This is a genomic window from Salinispora oceanensis, from assembly GCF_000383575.1.
GTDB lineage: Bacteria > Actinomycetota > Actinomycetes > Mycobacteriales > Micromonosporaceae > Micromonospora > Micromonospora oceanensis.
The window spans coordinates 4,254,730-4,277,476 of the sequence record NZ_KB911579.1 but is presented as its reverse complement, the minus strand read 5'-3'; the positions used below and the strand labels follow the sequence as shown (position 1 = coordinate 4,277,476).

Below are 22,747 nucleotides of genomic sequence, written 5' to 3'. Positions count from 1 at the left end.
AATGTTTTGGATCTTGTTTGAGTTGTCCTCCCCGCGCACGTGGGGTGCTCCGTCCTCGACGCTGTCCGCGCCGGTTACACCAGCGTCGGCCTGGCCGTTTCTGAAAGTCCTGGCCATACAGTAAGCGGCGTTGTGATTGGCAGGTTGTCGTGCTGGGAGGGGTGTGGGCGCGGTGAGGACAGTTCAGGTTCGTACGTATCTGGTGCGGGTGGGTCGGTTGGATGAGTGGGTTGATGCGTGGCGGAGGTTGATTGTTCCGTTGCGGCGGGAGTTCGGTTTTGAGGTGCACGGTTCGTGGGTGGACCGGGACGCGAACGCCCATATTTGGGTGCTTTCCTACGAGGGGGGTCGGTCGTTCGCGGAGGCTAACGCGGACTATTGGGCGTCGCCGCAGCGGGAGCGGTTGGGGGTGAATCCGGCGGAGTTCCTGGTGGGTGAGCAGGTCCGTGAGGTAGAGCAGGTCTTGTAGCTACTCTGCTGCCGGTAGGCGGTGGGCGGCGCGTTCGTCGGGAGTGAGGGTCCGGACGACTCGGTGGCGTGCCGCGTGCAGGAGCGCGTCGAGGTCGACTTCGGTGGACCAGATTCGGGTGGTGGCGTCGGTTGAGCCGGTGACGACGTGGTTGCCGTCGGGTAGCCAGGCCAGGCAGGTGACGGCGTCGCGATGGACTCCGATGACGTCGCTTTCGTAGTCGGCGTGGGTGTTCCAGCGGCGTACGGTGCGGTCGTCGGAGCCGGAGGCCAGGTATCGGCCGTCGGGTGAGTAGGCGACGGCGCGTACTCGCCGGTCGTGTCCGGTGAGCTCGCGCACCGGGGTGTGGTCGGCCAGGTTCCAGACCCGGATGGTCCAGTCGGCGGAGCAGCTGGCGAGGTGGTGTTCGTCTGGCGCCCAGGCCACCCCGTCGACGTAGTTTTGGTGCCCGGCGAGGACGGTGCTGGTGCTGGGGTGGCGCATGTCCCAGATGCGGACGGTGCGGTCGTCGGAGCCGGAGGCGAGATACCGGCCACTGGGTGACCAGGCGAGGGCGCCGATCCAGTCGGCGTGTCCGGTCAGGATGCCGGCCAGGGTACGGGTGCGCACGTCGAAGATGTGGATGGTGTTGTCCTTGGCGCCGGCGGCGAGGCGGCTACCGTCCGGGGAGAAGGCCAGGGATTCACACTCCACCGTGCCGGCGAGTAGCAGGTGGGTGCCGCAGCTGTCGAAAAGGTGTGTCGATCCGTCTTGCACGGCGACGGCGAGCGTGGAGCCGGTCGGCGTGCCGGCGAGGGCGACCACAGCCGCCGGCAGCGCCTGGGGAGTGGCGTGTGGGCGGTGGTCGGTGTGCCAGCGGCGCATGCTGGCGTCGGCGGATCCGGTCACGATGCCATCGTTGGTGGCGGTAAGGGCGGTGATGGCCGCGTGGTGACCGGTGAGTTGGACCTGTTCGGCGCCGCGGGGGTGCAGGGTCCAGAGCCTTGCGGTGTGGTCGGCGGAGCCGCTGAGGATCCGGGTGCCGTCCGGGCTGACCGCGACGCTCCAGGCGGTGTGTTCGTGCCCGCGTAGCTCGGCGACTTCGCGCAGCCGGGTCACGTCCCATACGCGGATGGTGCCGTCGCCAGCGGCGAGGGTGAGCCGTTCACCATCGGCGGCCCAGGTGAGCGACCAGATCGCGTCCCGGTGTCCGCCGATGCATCGGTGTTGGCTGCCGCTGTGGGCGTCCCAGATGCGCACGGTGCGGTCGGTCGATCCGGTGGCGATCCAGTGGCCGTCGGGTGAGAAGGCGACGGCTTCGACTAGGTCGAGGTGGCCGCGCAGCGTGATGGCGGCTTGGCCGGTGGTCGCGTCCCAGACGATGACTGTGCGGTCGTGGGAGGCGGTGGCCAGGCGGGACGAGTCCGGTGCCCAGTCGACGCCCCACACATCGCCTGCGTGGCCGGTCAGGGTGGTCTGCTTCGTCCAGGTGGCGGTGGCCCACAGGTGGGTGAGGTGGTCGCGGCTGGTCCCGGCCAGGGCGGTGCCGTCTGGGGACCAGGCCACGCTGCGGGCCTGGTCGCCGCAGGTTAGTACCGTGATCGGGGTGCCGGTGGCCGTGTCCCAGACTCGAATGGTGGTGTCCCGTGACGCGGTGGCAACCACGGTGGAGTCCGGGGAGAAGGCGATGGCCTCGACCATGCCGGTGTGGCCATGCAGCACGTGGGTCACCATCGCGGTGTCGGCATCCCACAACCGGGCGGTGCCGTCGCGGGAGGCAGTCGCGATGCTGCGCCCGTCGGGCGCCCAGGCAACCCCTCGTACGACGTCTGTGTGCCCGGTCAGCACGGCCTCGATGTGGCTGGACGCCAACGCGGACATCAACGCCCGTTGGGCGACCGGGGTGGTGGGGCACTCGGTCAACGCAGCGGTGGTCAGGAGCACGGCCAGTTCCGGGAACCGGTCGACGTTGGTCAACGCGTAGTGGCCGACTGACTCCGACACCCTCAGCAGGAACGCCGTGTCCCGCCGCCGAGACGCCTCGACCAGACCACGGGCGGCCGGCGTGTCCTGCCCGGCCGAACGCATCGCCTCCAGCCACTGCCCCGCCAGCGCCAGCCGATCCCCGGTGAGCAGATAGTCGGGGCTGCGCCCGGAGCGTTGCCAGTCGCCCGCCCAGCGTTCCAGTTCAGCGCGCCGTCTCAGATGCACGGCTCTCGTCTCGACCTGCTGGCGCAGTGGCGCCCACTGACGGAACAACGCCTCATGCGCCACCTGCACCACCGGCCGGCCGTCGTTGACGTCGGAGGTCAGCAGCCGGGCCTGGGTAAAGACCTCCACGATCTGACGCTGCTGCGCCGACAGCTCAGCCGCCGGGACGCGACGCCGGGTGGGCTCCGCCCCATCCATCGACACCAGCCGCAGCAGCGTCGACAGGATCACCTCCGGGTCGTACTGACCGCGCAGCTCAGCGAGGACGGTGTCCGCCTGCCGGGCCAGCGCCCCCGCAACCCCACCCGATGCCTGATACATCTGCCGGGTCACCACACGCCCCGAACCAATGGTCAGGTACAACTCCTGTAACAGGTACGCCAACAGCGGCAACGCATCCGGCGTCCCGGTCTCCTCCACGATCTCGGCGACCAACCCCGCCTCGAAACTCACCCCCGCCAACCGGGCAGGCTGCTCAATCACCTCCTCCAGATCAGCGGGACGCATCGCCCCGACAGCCACCGGCCCGGCGAACAACTCCGCATGCTCACTCGCAAGTAGGTCCGCCAGAAACTCGACCCGCAGCGTGGCCAACACCCACAACCGACGGTCCGCTGCGAGCGCGGAGGCGATCTGGTCGACGAACAGCTTCCGCTCAGCCGGGCTGGACAACGTGACCAGTTCCTCAAGCTGATCAACAATCAGCAGCACCCGAGTAAACCGGTTTCCCGTTTTCGCCCGCCACGCCGCGATACTGTGCGCCACACCATCCTGATCAGCCCACATCGCACGCAGCACAGCCTGCCGCTGCCCACCGCTCAGCCGCGCCGCCACCGCCGCCAACCGTCCCAACGGTTCCCCCGCCGGGACAACCGACGGCAACACATGCCACCGATGCCCCCGCAATCGCGGTGCCACACCCGCGTGCACCAGCGACGACTTACCGCTACCCGAAGCTCCCGTCACACACAAAAAACGGGCGGCCGGCTGTCCGGTAAGCACATGCAGACGCCGCACCAGATCCCTGGTCAGCTGCTCCCGGCCGAAAAACACCGCGGCGTCCTGCTCTGTGAACGCCCCCAGACCCGGGAACGGACACCGACCACCGCCCCACACCGGCCGTGCACCACGAGGAGTCTCCCACCACAACACCACCGCGTCACCAGCGATCACCACCACCAACAACACAATCAACACCGGTCCGGAGAAAGTCTGCACCGCGGCAGCGAAACGGGAACTCGCAGCCGCGTTCGCCGCGAAGTTCGCGACCACCTCCAACAGAATCGCCGCCACCAGCAAAGACAGCTGCAATGTCAGCGACGGACGCCGGCCTTGCCGCATCCCGCCTCCCCACACCACCTACCCCGCCGCATCCACCGTAGTTGAGCAACAGCCGACCGTGACAGGTCGAGATCACCGCAGCGCCACACCACCTCGCGCTTGCACCGCACCGACGCCGTAGTGCAGCAACCCTGGGTAGACGGCGGAACGCGCCAGCCCGTGCCCACGTTGACTCGGCAAGGTAGGTACGCACGCACATATGCGCCACCTGCCCTGGGCAACGTCGGTAGCCAGCCACTGTCAAGCCAGAACCTGAAAGGTCCGGCACGTGCGGTGCTGGTGGCGGTGGGGCACCCGGGCGTCGTTCCCGGGACGTCCGCCGAGCTTGTCGGGGCAAATCCATCGACCAAGTTCGCTTATTGATGAAGGGAGGAAAGGACTGCGACACCCCGCGATCAGTTACCGGTGCTGCGGTAATCCGGAAACGCAAATCATATTTCCTGCGAAGAGGCCCGGTTACCCAGACCCACACGAGTGACCGCGACGCCACGGTGACACAGGTCACCCGACTTCAAATAGTTACCGTTCGTGTCAGGCCACCACCCTCTATCCCCGTTAACCTTCCACAAGGTCACAGAGAGTGAAGCTTTGTTAAGCTGCCGTTTCTGCAATGTTAGAGCGAACTGAGAGCACTCCGTCAGCATCTAGCAGCGATTAGAAACCAGAGCGGGTTCGCTGTAATATTGATTCATCGGAAGCACCATTGCCGGCACCGCACTCGACGCGAGATCAGCACACATCAAGCCGCCGTATAATGTGATTCAAGCCACAAGGAGTTGAACATCGAATGGCGGAGTCCACAATCAGTCGTGCCATCAATGCTCGACACCTGGGCGGCATGGGAAATCAATCCCGGCCACTCCCGAACTGGACAAAAACCAAAGGAAGCAATATGTGAGCTGACCTGTGCGGAAATCTCGCCGCCTCGATGACACACGCCACAGTGGTACGCCTGCGGGGCACAGCAGGCAGCCACAGCTGGCACCAAACCTTGCTCCTGCCAGGCACGTGCCGCCGAGGGCGACACCGGGAGGGCCCGCCGCGTCGCCCACACCCCGCCTTCCTGTCGAGTCCGGCAAGAGTGACGAACAATCCTTGAAATCAACGTGCACACCCGCCCCTCCGTCCAGGTCCGGCTTTCCACCACGTGAATCAGGAACCCGCGGAAGCCCGGTGCATCCCCATGCGTAGCCAGATAAAGCCAGAGACGATCAACAGATAGGTCCGGCAACGCCTGTTGCCAAGCTCAAGATTCCGAGTTGAATCAGCCGAATAACCACCGGCGACGCGCACTGATCCAGCCGATCCAGCACACTGACCGGCCCGCGGACCGAGTTCCCGCGGGACAGGAAGCGAATCCGTGCCACGAATTCATGTGCTCGCCTCTCGACCGCGAGCCGCTTGACTGCTGCCTTCGTACGGGAGGGTGTCGCAAAGGCTGCCGTAGATGCAGCACCCACGGGGACATCGCATGCCGATCAAACACGCTATCCGAGGAGGAAGGGTGTCAACTGTCGCCAGTGAAACAGACGTTGCGGAATGGCGAGCCATGGGGGCGAAGGCCTCCAAACTGGCGGCGATGAGGAGCCTTGACGTTCATGTTCCGCGCTGGAGCGTGGTTTCCAGCGATATCTTCACCGCCTTCCTGGGACATGTCGAGGGCATCGACGTATTGCTGACCCAGGGTGGCGACGAACCGGAGCGCGTCGCAGCCGAGATCACCCGACGGATGCGGGCGACCGTGATCCCGGACCACCTCACCGGCCCGATCCAGGCGGCCTACCAGGCCGCCGGCGGCGGCAGTGTCGCGGTGCGCTCGTCGGGCCTGGAGGAGGACGGCGACACGTACTCCTTCGCCGGCCAGTTCGACACCTTCCTCAACGTCAGCGAGGCCGACGAGGTCCTGGACCGGGTGAAGGACTGCTGGGCGTCGGCCTTCTCCGCACGCTCGCTGACCTACCGGCTGCGCAACGGCCTGTCACTGCACACCACCGGCATGGGCGTACTCATCCAACAGATGGTGCACGCGGACGTTAGCGGCGTGCTGTTCACCGCCGATCCGGCGACCGGCGGCGGCGACCGGTACGTGGTCAGTGCTGTCTACGGTCTCGGCGAGGGCATCGTCTCCGGCGCGGTGGATGCGGACACCGTGACTCTCGAGACGGCCACCGGTGTGGTTCTGGAGACCGAGCTCGGCGACAAGTCTGAGCGCTACGAGTCCGCGCCCGGCGGTGGCGTCGAAGCCATCGAGGTTCCGGACGCCGACCGTGCGGAGCTGTCGCTCGACCGGGTCGACCTTGGCACGTTGTGGGAGGCCGGACGCGCCATCAGCGACGCCTTCGGCGCACCGCAGGACATCGAGTGGGCGGTCGCGGACGGCCAGCTGTGGATCCTGCAGAGCCGACCGATCACCACCGTGCCGACCACGAACAGGCCCGGGGGTGAGCTACGGATCTGGGACAATTCGAACATCGTGGAGAGTTTCCGGGGAATCACGTCCCCGCTGACCTTCACGTTCGCCTCGAAGGTCTATGGCGCGGTGTACGAGAGCTACGCGCGATCCCTACGCGTGCCCGAGAAGCAGCTCGCGCAGATGCAGGAGTGGTTACCCGCGTTACTCGGCAGCTTCCACGGCCGCGTCTACTACAACCTCGTCAACTGGTACCGCCTACAGCGGATCGCGCCCTTCTACGATGTCAACCGCAAGTTGCTCGAGGTCGCCATGGGCGTGGACGAGGCGCTGCCGGACGAGATCGCCGACGGGCTGTACCCGTACGAGTTCGACTCGGCCTGGCAACGCCGACGCGCACGAGTGGTCACCTGCACGGTCTTCTTCTGGAAGTACCTGCGCATGGACCGAGACGTCGAGCGGTTCGTCGCGTACTTCTACGAGCAGTACGCGATCTTCGACAAGCGCGACTACGCCGCGATGCCCGCCGACGAGGTGCACCGGGCGTTCCAGGACCTGATCCGCAGCCTGAACAGGCGGTGGGGTCCGATGCAGATGCTCGACTCCACGATTCTGCTGTCGATGGGCATCCTCACGATGCTCGGTCGGCGGTGGCTGCCGCACGCCCCCGAGTGGCTGACGTGGGCCGCCGCTCGGCCCGGCGCCGACGTGGAGTCCGCCGAGCCGGCCCGTGAGTTGGCCGCGCTGGCGGCCACCGTCAAGGCCGACGACGAGCTGCGCCGCCTGGTGACGGAGACCGATCCGGCGGCGATACCCGACGCGCTCGCGGCTGCCGGGCACACCACCCTGCTCGCGGCCGTCGACGCCTACGTGCAGGCGCACGGCTACCGCAGCCCCGACGAGCTCAAGCTGGAGGTGCCGGATCTACACGAGGATCCGTCGAGTCTGTATCTGATGCTGCGCGACGCGCTACAGGCTCCGCCGGAGACAGCGAGCGGCGACAGCGCGCAGGAATATCTCGACCAGCACCTGCGGGGGCCACGACGCTGGCTCTACGAACTGACCCGCCGCAAGGTGTCACGGTCACTCGCGGCGCGCGAGCGGCTGCGGTTCTGCCGGACGAAGGCGTTCGGCTCGGCCAAGCGGATGCTTCGCGCACTCGGCCGGCACCTGCAGCAGGTCGGGGCGATCGAGCGGTTCGAGGATGTGTTCCTGCTGCGCCTCGACGAGCTTGCCGGGGCATACGAGGGCAAGATCGCTCACGACGAGCTACGCGACATCGTGGCGGCGCGTCGGCGCACGCAGGAACGACAGGCAACGATGTCCGCGCCGCCGCGCTTCCGGACCTACGGCGCGCCCTACTGGGAGGGCAATCTCGAGGCCGCCGGTTGGAGCGTCGGCCGGGCCACCCGCACCGGCGTCGGTGAACTGCGCGGGACACCATCGTCCCCGGGCGTCACGACCGGGCGGGTCGTCGTCACGACGCGACCTCAGGACGTCAACGGCGGCATCATCGTGGCCTACAGCACCGACCCGGGCTGGGTCGCCGCACTACCGTCAGCGACCGGACTGATCATCGAGCGGGGAAGCCCGCTGACCCACGTCGCGATCGTGGCGCGCGAGTTGGGCGTGCCGACGATCGTCAAGGCCAAGGGCGCCACCCAGGAACTGGAGACCGGCATGACCGTCCGGATGGACGGCGGGACCGGCACGATCACGATCCTCGACGACACGGATGGGACGTCCGCGTGACCACCACCCTGGATTTCAGCGATGTGCGCAACTGGCTGGTCGATCCCCGGACCGACCGGGGCATCCGGTTCCTCGGCGACGGGGGCGATTGGGACTACCACTCGTACGCGGACCTGTCTCTCGCGGCACGACGCAGCGCGGCGGCGATGACCGCTGCCGGCGCCCAGCCCGGGGAGGTGGTCTGCCTGCTCATGCCGACGAGCTACCCGACGCTCTGCGCGTACTTCGGGGCCTGGGCCGCGGGCCTCACCCCCTGCATGATCACCCCACCCAGCCTCACCAGTAGCACCGAGTACGTCGAGCTCGTCTCAAGCATTCTGCGTCAGGCGCAACCGGTACTGATGATTACCACCGAGCGCTATCAGGACATCGCCGAGCAGGCGCTGGCCGCGGCGGACCTGCCCGGCCGCGCTTTCCTGCACCGGGAGGCCGAGGAACCGGTCGAGGTTCCCAAAGCGGGCCCCGACGACCTGGCGATCCTCCAGTTCACCTCCGGCTCCACCGGCGTCCCGCGCGGCGTGCCGGTCACCTGGCAGAACCTCGCCATCAACGTCTCCTGCACCCGGGCATGGAGCGACTGGAGCGAGGACGACTCGGTGGCCTCCTGGCTGCCGCTCTATCACGACATGGGCCTCGTCGGCACCCTACTCGCCGCCGTCTGTAATCAGGCCGACCTGTGGCTGATGCAGCCCGCGCAGTTCTTACGCGACCCGGGCAGATGGTTGGAGTGCATGACCCGGGCCACGATCACGGCCGCGCCGCCGTTCGCATACGAGTACGCGGTGGAGCGGATCTCCGCCGAACGCATCGCCAGCTGGGACCTCTCCGGCTGGCGAACCGCATTCGTCGGCGCGCAGACCATCAACCCCGCGGTGCTCGACAGGTTCGTGGAGGCTACCGCCGCCGCGGGCTTCCACCGCGGCACGCTCACCCCTGCGTACGGGATGGCGGAAACGACGCTCGGGGTGACCGGCACGGACCACGGTGTCCCGCCGCTGGTGGTGCAGGTGAGGCCGGACACGCTGCGTTTCGGCCAGCGGGTCGAGCTGACCCGGCAGTTCCACCTCGGTGCGGAGCCGGTGCCGACCCGCAACGGTTGGCTCACCGGCTGCGGCGGACCGCGCCTCGGCACCCGGATCAGCATCGTCGACCAGGATGGCGTCGAATTGCCGCCGGGCCATCTCGGCGAGATCAGGGTCAGCGGGGAGACGGTCACCGCGGGCTACACCAACGACGCCGGCTCCGGCGGCACCTGCTTCACCCCGGACGGCCTGCGCACCGGCGACGCCGGCTTCCTCCACGCCGGCCAACTGTTCGTACTTGGCCGGATGGGCGACAGCCTCAAGGTCCGGGGGCGCACCGTCTACGTCGAGGACCTCGAGGCGGCGGTCGTTGCGGCGACCGGCCTGTCCCCGAGTCGCTGCGTGGTGATCAGCGCTCCGGAAGCCGAGCGTGCCGGCGTTCTGCTGCTCGTCGAGGGCGGGCGTCGCGGCTGGGAGGAGAGCGCCTACCGCACCCTGCGCTCCCGACTGGGCGCCGAGCCGCGAATCCGGTTCGCGGTCGGTACCCGTGGCCTGATCCAGCGCACCACCAGCGGTAAGCCCCGCCGTCGTGGAATGTGGCAGCGCCTACAGGAGGGAACCCTGAAAGCGTCGCTCGTCGAGCCGGAGGTCCCGGCATGATCCTCGACGAGGCCGAAATCAACTCACTCGCGGCCGAGACGCTGGAGCGTATCGGTCACCCCAGGAGTGTCGCGCTGGTCCTGGAAGGCTCCATCGCCGAGGGTTTCGGCAACTCTCGCTCCGACATCGATTTCCTGCTGATCGCCGATCAGGAGGCCGACCTGCCGACGATGCCCACGATCTTCTTCATCGCGGGACGTCGGGTGGAGATCCGCACCCGGTCCATCGGCCAGCTCGTGGACCACCTCCAGGAGGTCAACAGGTACGTCGGACGCACCGCGCGCCGGGTCGCCACACTGGATGAACACCTGCTCAACCGGTGCCAGCGGCTGCTCCGGGCGCATGTCGTGTACCGCCCGGACCTGGTCAAGAAGATCCGTGCCCACCTCGCGCACGACGACTTCGCCGTCGTCATGGCCACCTGGTGGGCGGAACACGCACGGCAGTCCATCCGACACTCGATCGCGCTGCTCGCCCTGGACCAGGTGGAGTCGGCCGCGGTGTGGGCACGGGCGGGACTTCAGCAGGCCGCCAAGAGCTACCTGGCACGTCACGGTGAGACGTACATCGAGCCGAAGTGGCTCTCGCTGCAGCTCGACCGGCTCGTCGGGGATCAGCTGGTGGAACGCTACTGGCGGACCATCAACGCGGAGCCCGGCGCCGGCGGGGAGATCGAGCACACGCGCGACTGCATACGCCTGGTCGCGGACCTCGGCGTGCCGGGCTGCGCCGAAGAGCCGCAACGGCTGGTCGTTGCCCGGGTGCCGGCAGTGACCACCTGGCAGATCGACGACCAGGTGCATCTGGTACGTGGCCGACGTGACGTCTTCGTGCTCGGTGCGGCCGCCACGCGGGTGTGGCGACGCATCGTCTGGGGACGACCACTCGCGGCGCTGATGGCCGACGCCGAGCGGACGGGCGTCGCCGACCCGGGTGAGCTGATCGCCGCCTACCTCCGTTACGGCCTGATCCGGATCACCTGGCAGGGTGCTCCGATCGCACCACGGATTCCGATGGCCGCACCGCTCGGTCCCATCACCCCCGCCCCGACGACCAGCAGCCCGATCCTGGGTATCGCCGGCGCCGAGCCACCGCATTCCCGTGCGATCGCGTTGCTACCGCTGCCGGCGCCGCGCTTCGCCGCCGCCGCGATGGCGCTGATGTGGGGCAACTTCATGATCGAGAACGCTCTGGAGGACCTGCGGGGCGCACTCGACCGCAAACAGTGGAGGGTCGCCGCACTGACCACGGTGCGCGCGGTCAACGGCGGGCTGCGTGCCCTGCTCAGCGCGCACGGGGTGAATCCGTTGCCGCCGGATCCCGAGCTCCTGCACCGACTGGATCTGCTGCCCGACGGGCACTCGCGCATCCGGGTCCTCGCCGAACGGCTGTACGCGACCGTGGCCACCACCGAGGAGGACGCCCGGCTTCTGCTCGCCCTCCTGCACGAGTACGTGACCGATATCCGGAAGGCCTCGGGCGGTGCGGCGTTCCCGTCGTCGTTCGACTCCGCCGACGGCTGGCAGCGCACCCTCGACATCGGCTACGACCTGCTGCGCCTCGGCGCATATCTGGACCAGCAACTCCCCCTCGACGAGGCGCAGGACCTGCTCTCCAGCGGCGGTGTGCAGCCGCACGCACGGGCCGGCGCCACAGCACAGGAGACGTGATGGACAACGCGTTCAACGAATCGACCGGTTACGCGATCATCGCCGCAATGGCACCGCACCCACTCCCCCGCGTCGGGGCGGAGACCCACCTGCGCGACGACCTGATGTTCGACTCGATCCGGCTGATCGAGCTGGCGATGGCCCTGGAACGGCAGTTCCGGCTGCCCGCGCTCGACCTGAACGAGTCGGCGGACCTGACGACCGCCGGCGACGTCCTGAACCTGGTTCGGCGGCAACTGGAGACCGGAGGAGGGGCATGAGCAAGCCGAAGCGGATCCTGGTCACCGGGGCGGCCGGCCTGGTCGGCGCCGAAGTCTGCGCCCGCCTGTTGAAAGCCGGGCACCGAGTGTCCGGCCTGGTGCACCACACCCGAGTGCTGACCGCCAACAGCGGCCGAGTCGTCGCGTCGTCAACGGACGGCAGGGCGGGCACCGTACGGCTGGTCACCGGTGACGTCACCGCTCCGCGGCTGGGCCTCGACGACGACACCTGGACGGACCTGGCGAACGGGCTCGACCTGATCGTGCACTCTGCCGCGATCACCGACTTCGGTCACCCCCGGGAGGTCTACCAGGCGATCAACACGACCGGTACGGCCCACGTGCTGGAGCTGGCCCGCGAGCGCTCCACCCCGCTGGTGCACGTCAGCACCGCCTACGTGTGCGGCGAGCGGGACGGCATGATCCTGGAGTCCCAACTCGACGTCGGGCAGCGGTTCGGCAACCCGTACGAGGAGAGCAAACTCGCCGCCGAGCAACTGGTGCGAAGGGCCGCCGCGGAGAGCCTGCCGACCGTGGTGATCCGGCCCAGTGTCGTCGTCGGTGCCGCCCGCACCGGCGTGGTCCGTGACTTCAAGAACCTGTACGTCGTGCTGAAGCTCCTGTCCGAGGGTCGGATCGGCTCGGTCCCGGGCTACTTCGACGCCTGCGTCGACCTGGTGCCGGTCGACCAGGTGGCGGCGTTGATCACCGCCGTGGCCGACGACGTCGACCGGGCTACCGACCGCACGCTGCACGCGGTGGGATCGTCGGTACGGATGCGCCACATCTCCGATGTGCTCGCCGAGTACCCATCGTTCCACGTTCCCCGCTACATCGCCCCGGCCAACTTCGACCCTGCCATGCTGTCGGACCTCGAGCGCGCCTACTGGCACCGGGTCATGTCGCTGTACGAGAGCTACTTCCGTCGCCAGCAGCACTTCGACGACACCGCGGCGGCCGGGTTCCGGAGGCACGAGCGCCTACCCAGCGGGCCGAACCACCTGCGGCGGATCATCGACTACGCGGTCAGGGCGGGCTACCTGGGCTCGCCCCTGCCGAGCGTGGCGGAGGCCCTGAGCCGGGCTAACCAGCGGTGAGCAGCATCGCGGCCTACGGACCGCCGTTCCCCGAAGGCCTGACCCAGGATCCGGACAAGCAGCGCTATCACGGCACCGACAGCTACTTCCTGGAGGCGTACGAGCAGCTGTCCACGCTGGCATCCGACCCGGTTCGGTTCGCGTACGAGCACGCCATGCTGTTGCTGAAGCCGGACGCGGTGGCGTCGCGTTCGATCGAACGTGTCATCGAATGGCTGCGCGAAGCGAACTTCCGGATCGTGGCAGTGCGGCGACTGCGGATGCGCCGGGAGTCGGTTCGGGCGCTCTGGCACTACCAGCTGAACCGAGCGACACCCCAGCGCTGCCTCCTTGCTGACGCGCTGTGTGAGCAGTCCGACTCGTTGGTGATCCTGGCCCGCCGCACCGAACCCGTCGATGTGCCGGCCACGGTCGCGCTCAGCGTCAACAAGGGACCGGCCGATCCGGCGCGGCGCCGTCCGGGCCAGCTGCGTGCCCGGCTCGGCGACTTCGGCTTCCTCCTCAACCTGGTGCACGCCTCGGACGAGCCGGCCGACCTCGTCCGGGAGCTTGGCATCCTGCTGGACCACCGGGAGCGCCGCGCACTGATCGGCCAGGCACTGGCGAACACCGACCAGCAGGATCAGACGACCACGATCGCCCAAGCGCTGTACGCCGCGCATCCCCCACATGACCTGGACTTCATTGCCTCGACCCGCCGCCTGACCAGGACTGTGCGGGACCTACTCGCCACGACGGCCCTGCCGGACGAGGTACGCCGGGCCCTGGGTCACACGCTGACCTTGACGACCAGCGAACCGGCGAGCTGGGCACCGCTGGTCAACGTGATCTGGTCGGCGGACCTGCCGCTGACCGGTTGGGATTTCATCGTGGTGGGCAGCCACGCGGTAGCGCTTTCCCGCCCACGGTACGGACAGCTACTGGGCGGGGCCGATCCCGGCCGGTGGCGGTCCCTGGCCACCGTGGCAGCGTCATGAGCAGCGCCGTCGGGCAGGCCCCGGCGCTGCTGCGCTACCGCGCGTTCCTGGGCGCGGTCTTCGCGCCGGGAGTGCACGTCACCTACGGGGTGCTGTGGGCATGCGCATACGAGGCCGCCGCGGTCATGGCAGCGGGTGGCGTCTGGCGGCCGTCGGTCGGGTCGCTGGCCCGGGCCATGACGATCATCGTGGTCCTGCTTCACCTACGGCTCGCCGACGAGCGCATGGACGAGCCATACGACCGGATCCACAACCCGGACCGTCCGCTGATCACCGGTCTGGTCAGCGTGCCCGAGCTGCGCCGCGCCGGTTGGGTGACGGCCGCCCTGGCGATCGTCGTCAACGTTCCGCTCGCCCCCTGGTCGGCGATGGTCGTGGCGCTCCTCGTGGGCTACACCGCGCTGGTCACTCGGCTCACGCTGCACTCGCCGAGACTGCGTGACCGGGCGCTGCTCTACATCGTCGTGGCGTACCCGGTGCAGTTGTTGATCGGCGCCTACCTGTACACGTCCGTGACCGGCGCGGAGGTGGTATCGCCGGGGATCCGCCCAGCCCTGCTGATCGTTGTGTTCGCCGCCGCGTTCCTGCACTTCGAATTCGCTCGCAAGACAGTACGCGATCCCGACCCGGCGGCCCGGACCTACTCGGCCACCGTACTCGGGGTCACCGGCAGCGGTGTGCTCACGCTCGGCTGGGCCCTGCTCGCGTGCGCCCTGCTGGCCGCGGTCACCGAGCCGTGGCGCATGTCGGTCGCGGCGCACCTGCCCTACGTGGCTCTCGTCTTCCCGGTCGCGGGCGCCTTCGCCTACCTCAGCGGTCGGGAGCAGAAGTGGCCCACGTCGCTCGCCATGCTCTATCTGATCGTCCTCGACGCGGCGCTCGTCACCAGTGGGTGGCTCGGATGATGGAGATCGGCGTGGTCCTGCCCCAAGGCGAGCTGCACGGCGGGCCACGAGCTCTACGCGAGTATGCGAGCGCAGCGCAGGAGCTGGGATTCCGACACCTTCTCGCGTATGACCACGTGCTCGGTGCCGACCCAGCCGGGCATCCGAACTGGCAGGGTGTGTATGACGCGGATGATCCGTTCCACGAGCCGCTGGTGCTCTTCGGCTACCTCGCGGCGGTGTGCGACCTCGACCTGGTGACCAGTGTTCTGGTCCTGCCGCAACGACAAACCGCGCTGGTCGCCAAGCAGGCGGCCGAGATCGACCTGCTCTCCGACGGCCGGCTGCGGCTGGGGGTCGGCCTCGGCTGGAACACGGTGGAGTACGAGGCTCTGGGCCGGCCCATGCGATCTCGGGGTGAGCGGCTTGACCAGCAGATCGACCTGTTGCGGGCCCTGTGGACACACCGGTCGGTCAGCTTCGAACACTCCGGGGAACGAATCGTCGCGGCCGGGATCAACCCACGGCCGAAACGACCGATTCCCATCTGGATTGGCGGCACCAGCCCAGCTGCCTACCGCCGGGCGGGCCGTACCGGCGACGGCTGGATGCCCCGTCTCCAGCCCGGGCCGGAGCTCACCGCAGCCCGGATGATCGTGACGAAGGCGGCGGAGGCAGCCGGTCGACCCCCCGAGGCGATCGGCCTGCACGGCCGGGTCCGCTACATCGACGGCGGCGCGGTCGGTGTCGCCGCAGCGGCGCGGCGGTGGCGTGAAGCCCGCGCCGCACACCTGGCCGTGAGCACGCTCGGCGCCGGGTTCACATCGCTCAGCGAACACCTCAACGCGCTCACCGCGATCGCCCAGACGGGACTCCTCAACGAGAACATGGAAGGGCCCAATTGATGACCGACACCCGGCTACTGACCCAACCTCACGCGACCGTCGAACCGGCGGTTGTCCATCGTCGGCATGCTGACACCGCCTTCCTCGCCGACGTCCATCCGGACGGCACGGGCGGATATGTGGCGACGGCGTTGCTGCCCGAGCGACACGCGTACTACGCGGCACACGTCGCGGAGGCGAATCGCCGTCTCGATCCGATGCTGCTACTGGAGGCGTGCCGGCAGCTCGTCATCTACATCGGCCACAACGGCCTCGGCCTGGCCGACGACACCCAATTCCTGATGGACTCCTGCGAGCTGTCCGTGCCGGCCGACGCCTATGTGCAACGGGCCGACAGCGGCTCGACCAAGCTGACGATCCACGCCACCGTAGCGACGGTCCGAGTCGGCAGCCGGCTCCGCGCGTTCACGTCCCGGTGCGAGCTGTCACTGGGTGGTGTGCCGATCGGATCAACAGTCATCACCTCGTCGGTCGTATCCCCGGCCGCCTACACGCTGCTGCGCCGCCGGGCTCGTGGCGGGTCGCCGCCACCTTGGTCCGACCAACTCTGCCCGCGCCTGGACGGAGCGGCGCCCCCCTCGACCGTGGGCCGCCTGGTCCCCGCCGACGTGCTGCTGGCCGAGGTTCGTACTGATGCGAATGAGACCACCGCACGGGTGCTGCTGCCCTTCGATCACTTGGGCTTGTTCGACCACCGGCTGGACCACGTCCCGGGGACCCTACTCGTTGAGGCGGCCCGTCAGCTCGGCACCACGCTCAGTCCCGAGCCACCCGCGGCGGTGATGACCGGGCTTGCCGGCACGTTCGACACGTTTGTCGAACTGGATGCTCCAGTGCACCTCGTGGCCCGGCCGGGCACGACTGACGGTGAGCGGTCGGTCGCGGTGGTGCAGGGCGGCGCCGTGCGTGCTGCGATCAACGTTGCTACCGCCCGCGCGTCGAGCACCCCGGTCAACGCCAGGTGTTGACCGGGGTGCTCGACGAGAGGCTCAGGCGGGAAGGCCGCCGACCCGGCTATCGATCCAGGAACGGATCGACGGCAAGTCACCGTAGATCGACGGACCGGTGGCACAGATCGGGTGGTTGTTGCCCGACCGACTGGTGGCACCGACCACGTGCCACACCCCGCCGATCCGACGAACCTGCGGGCCACCCGAGTCGCCATAGCAGGCGCCCGAGTCACCGTCGGTGTTGTCGGTGCAGATCTCGTACGGGCCGTTGATGCCGAAACACGCGCCGTCCGACCGGATCGACGTGTCCAGCTCGTGCGCGACCGTCGGCGTCGGACCGCAGCCCCGGAACGGACAGGTCAGACCCCAGCCGATGATCCGGGTAGCGGTACCGACCGCCCCGGACGTCGCCGGGATCGGGGCCGGGGCGTACGACACCGAACTGGACAGTTGCAACAGCTTGACGTCGATCGTGGGATTGTTGATGGCGCGGCGGACCCCGACGACCGTGCCACCGCTGGTGCGGTTGACGCTACCCACCCGGACCGAGGACGGTGTCGGGCAGTGCCGCGCCGTGACGACCCAGTTCGACTTGATCAACGTGCCGGTACAGCCCGAGGTGTAGACCAGCCACGGGTAGTTCTCGGTCGCCGGCCGGCCGCCAACGACGAACGGCGTGACATCGGCATCAGCCTGGGCCCCTTGGTTGAAGTTCGTACGGAACTCGCCTGCCCGGCTCGCGTCGTAGTAGGCCGTCTGGGCCGCGGCGGCCGGCGCACCGGTGGCGATCTGCACCCCGGCCGCTGCCAGCACCGCCGCTAGCACGGCGCCGAACGCGCGCAACAGTTGTCTTCTGACCATCTCACACTCCTGAGGTTGCGGCGGTATCGCCATCCATTGATAAATATCGATAGTAGCTGACATACGCGAGCTTCGATACAACGAAATCGCCGTACGGCATGCCACGGTGCGGCACGTGCCACCGTCGCCTCACGGCCTCGCCCGCCAGACCAAACTGGCGGCCTGGCCGGCTCGGTCGATCCGCCACCGGCTCAGGAGCGTCGGTCAACCTCAGTGGTCACTCCGACCACAACGGCTTTACACAGAACAGGCCATGGCCCTGGGAGATGACCGACGATGTGGTGGCGCCTCTGGTTGTAGGTCTGACACGCGGACAGTTGACGAACTTCGCCGCACTACGGCAGTTAGCTGGCTTCGCAGGGGAGTCGGTGCGTCGAAGCAACCATCCGGTGCAGCTGCTACACCAGCGACGAGGGTGACGACATGCCCGCGGGCCCGCACGCAGCCGTTTCGATCAGCGCGTCGTAGAGGACCACTTCGGCGCACCCGTCCAGCGCGGAGGGCTGCCGGCAGCGCCGCACAGCGGCCGGGTGGGTGATGGCCGCGGGGCAGCATGTCCGAAGGCGTTGTCACCGCCGGCAGTACGGGCGAGCACACCGACTGGACCAGCGCCCTGGAGCTGATGCAGGCATCGGGCGCGACCGAGCCGATCCGCCAGGTACGTGCGCCTGTCTGGCTGAGGTCGAGGATGCTCCAGCCGGTGGAGAGGACGGCACAGCCGGTGGACAGGACGGCACAGCCGGTGGCGTAAGAGCCGGTTGTGGGCCGGTTCAGGCGGCCCGGTCGACCTGGGTGACGTGAGCGATCGCGCGGCGAAGCGCGGACAGTGATACCGGCCGGTCGTGTTCCAGCTCGGTGAGTCCGAGCTCGATCCACTCGCGGATGAGAGTGGAGGGCTTCATGCCGGCGGCGTCGGCAGCCGAGCGGACCCGCTGGTCCAACGCGACTGGTAGACGGACTCCGCGCATCACCATCGGTTCGGTCTCCGCTGCTGGCGGCAGCTCGACCTGGGCCGAGTCGTCGTAGTCGACCTCGCCCCGGGCGAACGCCTCCGCCGCCCGCTTCATGTCATCACTCACCGCACTACCTCCCACGCCTCGAACCGCTTCAGCTCCGCCGGGGTCATCTCCCGAGCGCCAATGATCTGCTGGTTGAACTCGCCGACCTTACGGACCGCCACCACCAGAGGCCGTCCAGCCTGGGTGCGTCCCATGATCGCGATGAACCGCACGCCGCCGCTGACGGCGGCCAGCGGTAGACGTCGCCGCGCTGCCAGCACCTGCGCGGCCTCGTGCGGCTCAACCCCAACCAGCGCGGCCAGGGCCTCGGGAAGCCAGTCATAACCCACACCACGATCGTAAAACGATCGTTTGACACATGCATCGGATTGCACCCCCTGTTTCGAAGACAGGAGCAGCTCGGCAGGGCACGTCAGCGGCGGACTCAACTCGCATGCCCCACAAGGACCAGGTTCGTACACATGTGCTATCCACATGTTGTGGATAGCACTGTTGGCCGGCACCCGTGTCGGGTGCCGGCCAACAGTTTCTTTCCCCTTGTGTGGGTTGGGTCAATCGGGGTGCTGCGGTGGGTCAGCTGGTCCAGTGCTCGGCGACGAGGTCGGCGGCCTGGGTCTCCCACTGGGCGTAGTGGAACGGGAATGCCGACACCTGGACCTTCTGCGCGGCTTCGGTCAACGGGAGTTCCTGCCAACCCTCAACCTGCTTCAAACCGTTGAGGAAGGCGGTGGTGGAGTACTCGGGGTCGGTGATCTGCTCCACGCTGCCCCAACCAGAGGACGGGCGCTGCTGGAACAGGCCCTGCGAGTCGTGGTCGTTGCGCTCACCCAGGTGTCCCAGGTTCTCCAGCTTCGACTCCTGCAGGCTGGTGGCGATCGCCACCACGGCGGCCCGCTCGTCCATGCCGGCCTTCTTGGTGGCCTCGATGATGGCCTTCACGTTGCCGGTCTGCTCATCACCCAGATCGATGCGCGACTGCGTGCCCTGGGTGCCGTGCGGGATCAGCGTGCCAGTGTCGGGCTTGTCCGCCTGCACCGCAGCCGCAGCGGCGGCGGGGGTGGTGGTGTCGGTGAGGGTGGCCAGGGGGCCGGCGACGACACCGGTGGACAGGGCCAGACCAGCGAAACCAAGCACACTACGACGCAGAATCGTGTTCATCATGGGGGTTGCTCCATTCGGGGGTCGACGCCCACGCCCGAAGGGGGTTCGGGGTGGGTGCGAGCACCGTCCGGCGCTCAACAGAACAAGAAGAAGATCCTCAGGCGACCGCGGCCCTGGGGGCTCTGCGGTGCCGGGTTCATGTGTAACGACCGGCGGGCCGCCATCATTCCAGGGCTCACGCACGGGCGGCACCCGCCCACGGTGCGGGGCGCCTCCTCGGTCGTACGCAGGGTGTAACGCCCCGACGGCCGCCGAGATTCCGCCACCACCGTGACCCCGACCACACCCCAAACGGGCATCAACCAGACAATGGCGGCGGGCCAACTTTCACATAAACGCCCATACACACCTTGCGGCCATACGTCTCGCGGAGGGACGGGCCAGGCAGGGTTCCGGGTGACGTCGTGAACGTAGGCAGGGTGCAGGAGTTCACCGACTCGCTGCTCGGACTAGTCAGCCCGGGGCTGGCGCAGCGATTGTTCCTCCATGCCCAGGTGTCGCACCAAGGCCTGACGGCCCGCGACGGTGATGGTGACCGCACGGCTGGTACCGATACGGGTGATCCAGCCGGAGGTGAACGCGTGGTGGCACAGTGCGGCGCCGACCGCTCCGGCTAGGTGGGGGCGGCGGGCAGTGAAGTCCAGGCAGGCGCGTAGTGCCGGTCGGCGGCGCGAATCGGCCGCGGATACGGCAATGCCGAGATCACCCAGCCAGGCCACCCCATCAGTAGTCAGCGACAACCCGTGTCGCCAGGTCAACAGGCCACGCTCGGTCATCGCGTCGGCTATGGCTACCGCGACGGTGCCAGCCAGGTGGTCGTAGCAGGTCCGCGCGTGCGCCAGAGCATGTCTGCGACGTGCGCCCGCCATCGACCGTGTGGGAGCCGGGCGGTGTCCGGCCGCGGCGGCCACGGCCTCGATCAGCGGCGCGGCCTGACCGTCGATCCGCAGATAACGGTGTCGGCCCTGACGGTGCTGTACCAACAGCCCCGCGGCGACCAGCTGATCAGCGTGCTGGCTCAGCGTCGACGCCGCCACCCCGGCGTGGCGGGCCAACTCGCCCAGTGTCCAGGCCCGTCCATCGAGCAGAGCCAGGCACACCGTTGCCCGGGTGTCATCGGCGAGCAACGACGCCCAGCCTGCGACCGCCGAGGCGGCCTCGCGGGAGTCCATCGCCCGAGCATGGCACGACGACGTTTCGGCGACCACCGAAACGTTTCGGGCCTAGCCTCGACACCTATGCCAACCCTCAGTGACCCGGCTGCCGCCACACACGTGACAATCAGCCCGAAGATCCTGTATTTCGGTACCCCGGTGGTGCTGCTCAGTACCGAGAACGACGATGGCAGTGCCAACCTGGCACCGCTTTCGTCGGCATGGGCACTGGGCCACACCGTCGTACTCGGCCTCGGCCCCGACGGGCAGAGCGGCCACAACCTCACCGCACGTCCCGAGATGGTCATCAACCTACCCGCCGCCCACCAGTGGCAGGCGGTCGAACGTATCGCGTCACTGACCGGCCGGCAGCCGGTACCGGCCAGCAAACGCGACCGGTTTCGCTTCGAACCTGCGAAGTTCACCGCCGCCGGCCTGCGCCCGCAGGACTCACTGCACGTAAACCCGCCTCGGGTCGCCGACTGCCCGCTACAGGTGGAGGCCCGAACCAGCCGGATCCACACCGCCACCGGCGGTGCCTTCCTCATCGTCGAAGCCCAAGTCCTCGCCGTGCACGCCGACGCCGGTATCGTCGTGGCCGGCACCGACCACGTCGACCCCAGCGCCTGGAATCCACTGATCTACAACTTCCGCCACTACTTCGGCCTCGGCGCCCAACTCGGCCACAGCTTTCGCTCCGAGACGCCCGCGGCCAATCCGAGTTCTTCCTGACGGTGAAGGCTCGATCTTCCCGTACCGCAACGGATTCGCCGCCTAAGTCTGGGTCACCAAGCCGGACGGCAAACGCACCCGCAAGTACGCCTACGGCAAGACCCGCGATGAGGTACACGACAAGTGGGTCCAGCTACACCAGCAGGCCAAGGCCGGACCGATCGCCACGAACGTCCCCACGTTGGCGAGCTACATGACGTACTGGCTAGCCGAGATCGTGGAACCGAACCTCGCCCCGCTGACCTACGCCACCTACGAAACGTTGTCCCGCCTCTACATCGTCCCTGGCCTCGGCACCAAGCGCCTCGATGCCCGGTTGTCCGTGCGGGACGTGCAAACCTGGCTGAACAAGGTCGCGAAGAGCTGCCAGTGCTGCACCCAGGGAAAAGATGAACGGCGGCCACCAAAGAAACAGAAGTGCTGCGCGGTGGGTCGGTGTTGTCAGGACCTTCCCTCGGCCCGGACAGTCAAGGGAATCCGTGCTGTTCTTCGTTCGGCGCTCGCTCAGGCTGTCGTTGAGGAGCTGCTCGCCAAGAACGTGGCAGCCCTGGTGAAGCTGCCCCCGATCCGCAACTGCAAGGCAAGTCGTGGAACAGTGAGCAGACCCGCGCGTTCCTCGAATCATCCCGCGACGGGAACGACTACCTCTACGCCGCCTACGTCCTGGTCCTCGTGCTCGGACTCCGCAAGGGCGAAGTCCTCGGACTCGCCTGGGAGCACATCGAGTGGGACGGCTGGAACAAGCCTTGCCCTCCACATGGCGAGGCGCACTGCGAGCACTGCCGCGACAACGAAACCCGTACCCAGCGACGACTCGCTGCTGCGCGCGAATGACGGACCGGCGCTCGGCCGGGCGACCGACTCCAACGTCGCGCTGTACGACGCTTTCTACGTCACGACGCGCTCGGTGGTGTCCTGCGAACGGGTGGTGGAACAGCTGCTGCTGCGGACCCGCGCCATGATGCGGGACCTACGGGCGAAAAACGGATTGTATCGGCTGGCTCCGCCAGCCAGAATGACCGGCCGGAGCAGTTGTGGGACGCCAGGGTCGCGGACATCGAGGCGCGCACCGGGCCGTTACTGCACGTGGCCGCGAGGGCGGCGGTCGCGGCACTGCGGCATTCTCCCGCAATGGGCTGACCGGCGGCGGGTGTCGGCCATGTTTCGCCACCGGTCGGGGACGGCGACGAGCAGCGTGTGCCCGGGCACGCGACGGCGAACGGAGCATCGGCA

The 22,747-nt window shown here is 68.1% G+C and carries 17 protein-coding genes and 1 pseudogene; 12 read left to right on the top strand and 6 right to left on the bottom strand.

All coding sequences use genetic code 11. The annotated features are described in order from the left end of the window. Positions 1-202: 202 nt before the first annotated feature. Entirely contained in the window at positions 203-469 is a 267-nt protein-coding gene (locus SALPAC4_RS0119780) for a hypothetical protein (protein ID WP_018732471.1), read from the top strand. On the opposite strand, the gene SALPAC4_RS0119775 is transcribed toward SALPAC4_RS0119780, so the two are convergent. Next, entirely contained in the window at positions 470-4,000 is a 3,531-nt protein-coding gene (locus SALPAC4_RS0119775; RefSeq protein WP_027644894.1) for an nSTAND1 domain-containing NTPase, read from the bottom strand. A 1,504-nt stretch (positions 4,001-5,504) separates the two neighbouring features. Between SALPAC4_RS0119775 and SALPAC4_RS0119770 the strand changes: the two genes are divergently transcribed. Genes SALPAC4_RS0119770 through SALPAC4_RS0119730 form a run of 9 tightly spaced genes read left to right on the top strand, consistent with a single transcriptional unit; the run spans position 5,505 to position 16,605 of the window. Further along, positions 5,505-8,162, top strand: a complete 2,658-nt coding sequence (locus SALPAC4_RS0119770) for a phosphoenolpyruvate synthase (RefSeq protein ID WP_027644893.1) — start codon at positions 5,505-5,507, stop codon at positions 8,160-8,162. Beyond that, positions 8,159-9,844, top strand: a complete 1,686-nt coding sequence (locus tag SALPAC4_RS0119765) for an AMP-binding protein (protein ID WP_019871802.1) — start codon at positions 8,159-8,161, stop codon at positions 9,842-9,844. Before SALPAC4_RS0119770 ends, SALPAC4_RS0119765 begins: the two co-directional genes overlap by 4 nt. After that, complete coding sequence (locus SALPAC4_RS0119760) at positions 9,841-11,514, top strand: hypothetical protein (protein ID WP_019871801.1); 1,674 nt, start codon at positions 9,841-9,843, stop codon at positions 11,512-11,514. Before SALPAC4_RS0119765 ends, SALPAC4_RS0119760 begins: the two co-directional genes overlap by 4 nt. Further along, on the top strand, positions 11,514-11,774 hold the full coding sequence (locus SALPAC4_RS0119755) for an acyl carrier protein (RefSeq protein ID WP_019871800.1): 261 nt from the start codon (positions 11,514-11,516) through the stop codon (positions 11,772-11,774). Before SALPAC4_RS0119760 ends, SALPAC4_RS0119755 begins: the two co-directional genes overlap by 1 nt. Continuing rightward, a complete protein-coding gene (locus SALPAC4_RS0119750; RefSeq protein WP_019871799.1) occupies positions 11,771-12,871 on the top strand; it encodes an SDR family oxidoreductase in 1,101 nt (366 codons plus the stop codon). Before SALPAC4_RS0119755 ends, SALPAC4_RS0119750 begins: the two co-directional genes overlap by 4 nt. After that, a complete protein-coding gene (locus tag SALPAC4_RS0119745; RefSeq protein WP_019871798.1) occupies positions 12,868-13,848 on the top strand; it encodes a nucleoside-diphosphate kinase in 981 nt (326 codons plus the stop codon). Before SALPAC4_RS0119750 ends, SALPAC4_RS0119745 begins: the two co-directional genes overlap by 4 nt. Next, positions 13,815-14,753, top strand: coding sequence for a UbiA prenyltransferase family protein (locus tag SALPAC4_RS0119740; RefSeq protein WP_027644892.1), 939 nt, complete (start codon positions 13,815-13,817; stop codon positions 14,751-14,753). Before SALPAC4_RS0119745 ends, SALPAC4_RS0119740 begins: the two co-directional genes overlap by 34 nt. After that, positions 14,753-15,637, top strand: coding sequence for an LLM class F420-dependent oxidoreductase (locus SALPAC4_RS0119735; RefSeq protein ID WP_019871796.1), 885 nt, complete (start codon positions 14,753-14,755; stop codon positions 15,635-15,637). The genes SALPAC4_RS0119740 and SALPAC4_RS0119735 overlap by 1 nt, the downstream gene beginning before the upstream one ends. Further along, positions 15,637-16,605 carry an AfsA-related hotdog domain-containing protein gene (locus SALPAC4_RS0119730; protein ID WP_019871795.1) on the top strand — a complete coding sequence of 323 codons (969 nt, stop codon included), beginning with the start codon at positions 15,637-15,639 and terminating at the stop codon, positions 16,603-16,605. The genes SALPAC4_RS0119735 and SALPAC4_RS0119730 overlap by 1 nt, the downstream gene beginning before the upstream one ends. Positions 16,606-16,626: 21 nt before the next feature. Here SALPAC4_RS0119730 and SALPAC4_RS0119725 read toward each other — a convergent pair whose 3' ends face one another. The 5 genes from SALPAC4_RS0119725 to SALPAC4_RS0119700 form a co-directional block, all read right to left on the bottom strand. Then, positions 16,627-17,448: a S1 family peptidase gene (locus SALPAC4_RS0119725; RefSeq protein WP_027644891.1), complete on the bottom strand. Its 822-nt coding sequence runs from the start codon at positions 17,446-17,448 to the stop codon at positions 16,627-16,629. Positions 17,449-18,218: 770 nt separating this feature from the next. Beyond that, on the bottom strand, positions 18,219-18,527 hold the full coding sequence (locus SALPAC4_RS0119715) for a hypothetical protein (protein WP_018735004.1): 309 nt from the start codon (positions 18,525-18,527) through the stop codon (positions 18,219-18,221). Beyond that, entirely contained in the window at positions 18,524-18,796 is a 273-nt protein-coding gene (locus SALPAC4_RS0119710) for a hypothetical protein (RefSeq protein ID WP_018741373.1), read from the bottom strand. The genes SALPAC4_RS0119715 and SALPAC4_RS0119710 overlap by 4 nt, the downstream gene beginning before the upstream one ends. 244 nt (positions 18,797-19,040) lie before the next feature. Further along, positions 19,041-19,628, bottom strand: a complete 588-nt coding sequence (locus SALPAC4_RS0119705; protein WP_019871792.1) for a hypothetical protein — start codon at positions 19,626-19,628, stop codon at positions 19,041-19,043. Positions 19,629-20,077: 449 nt separating this feature from the next. Continuing rightward, positions 20,078-20,800, bottom strand: coding sequence for an ArsR/SmtB family transcription factor (locus tag SALPAC4_RS0119700; RefSeq protein WP_019871791.1), 723 nt, complete (start codon positions 20,798-20,800; stop codon positions 20,078-20,080). 66 nt (positions 20,801-20,866) lie between these two features. Here SALPAC4_RS0119700 and SALPAC4_RS0119695 point away from each other — a divergent pair, with 66 nt between their 5' ends. Together SALPAC4_RS0119695 and SALPAC4_RS26890 are read left to right on the top strand one after the other, a co-directional pair. Beyond that, a complete protein-coding gene (locus SALPAC4_RS0119695; RefSeq protein WP_019871790.1) occupies positions 20,867-21,514 on the top strand; it encodes a flavin reductase family protein in 648 nt (215 codons plus the stop codon). Then, positions 21,498-22,306: pseudogene (locus tag SALPAC4_RS26890) on the top strand (site-specific integrase); the annotation flags it as partial. The gene SALPAC4_RS0119695 and the pseudogene SALPAC4_RS26890, both read left to right, overlap by 17 nt. Positions 22,307-22,747 lie beyond the last annotated feature (441 nt).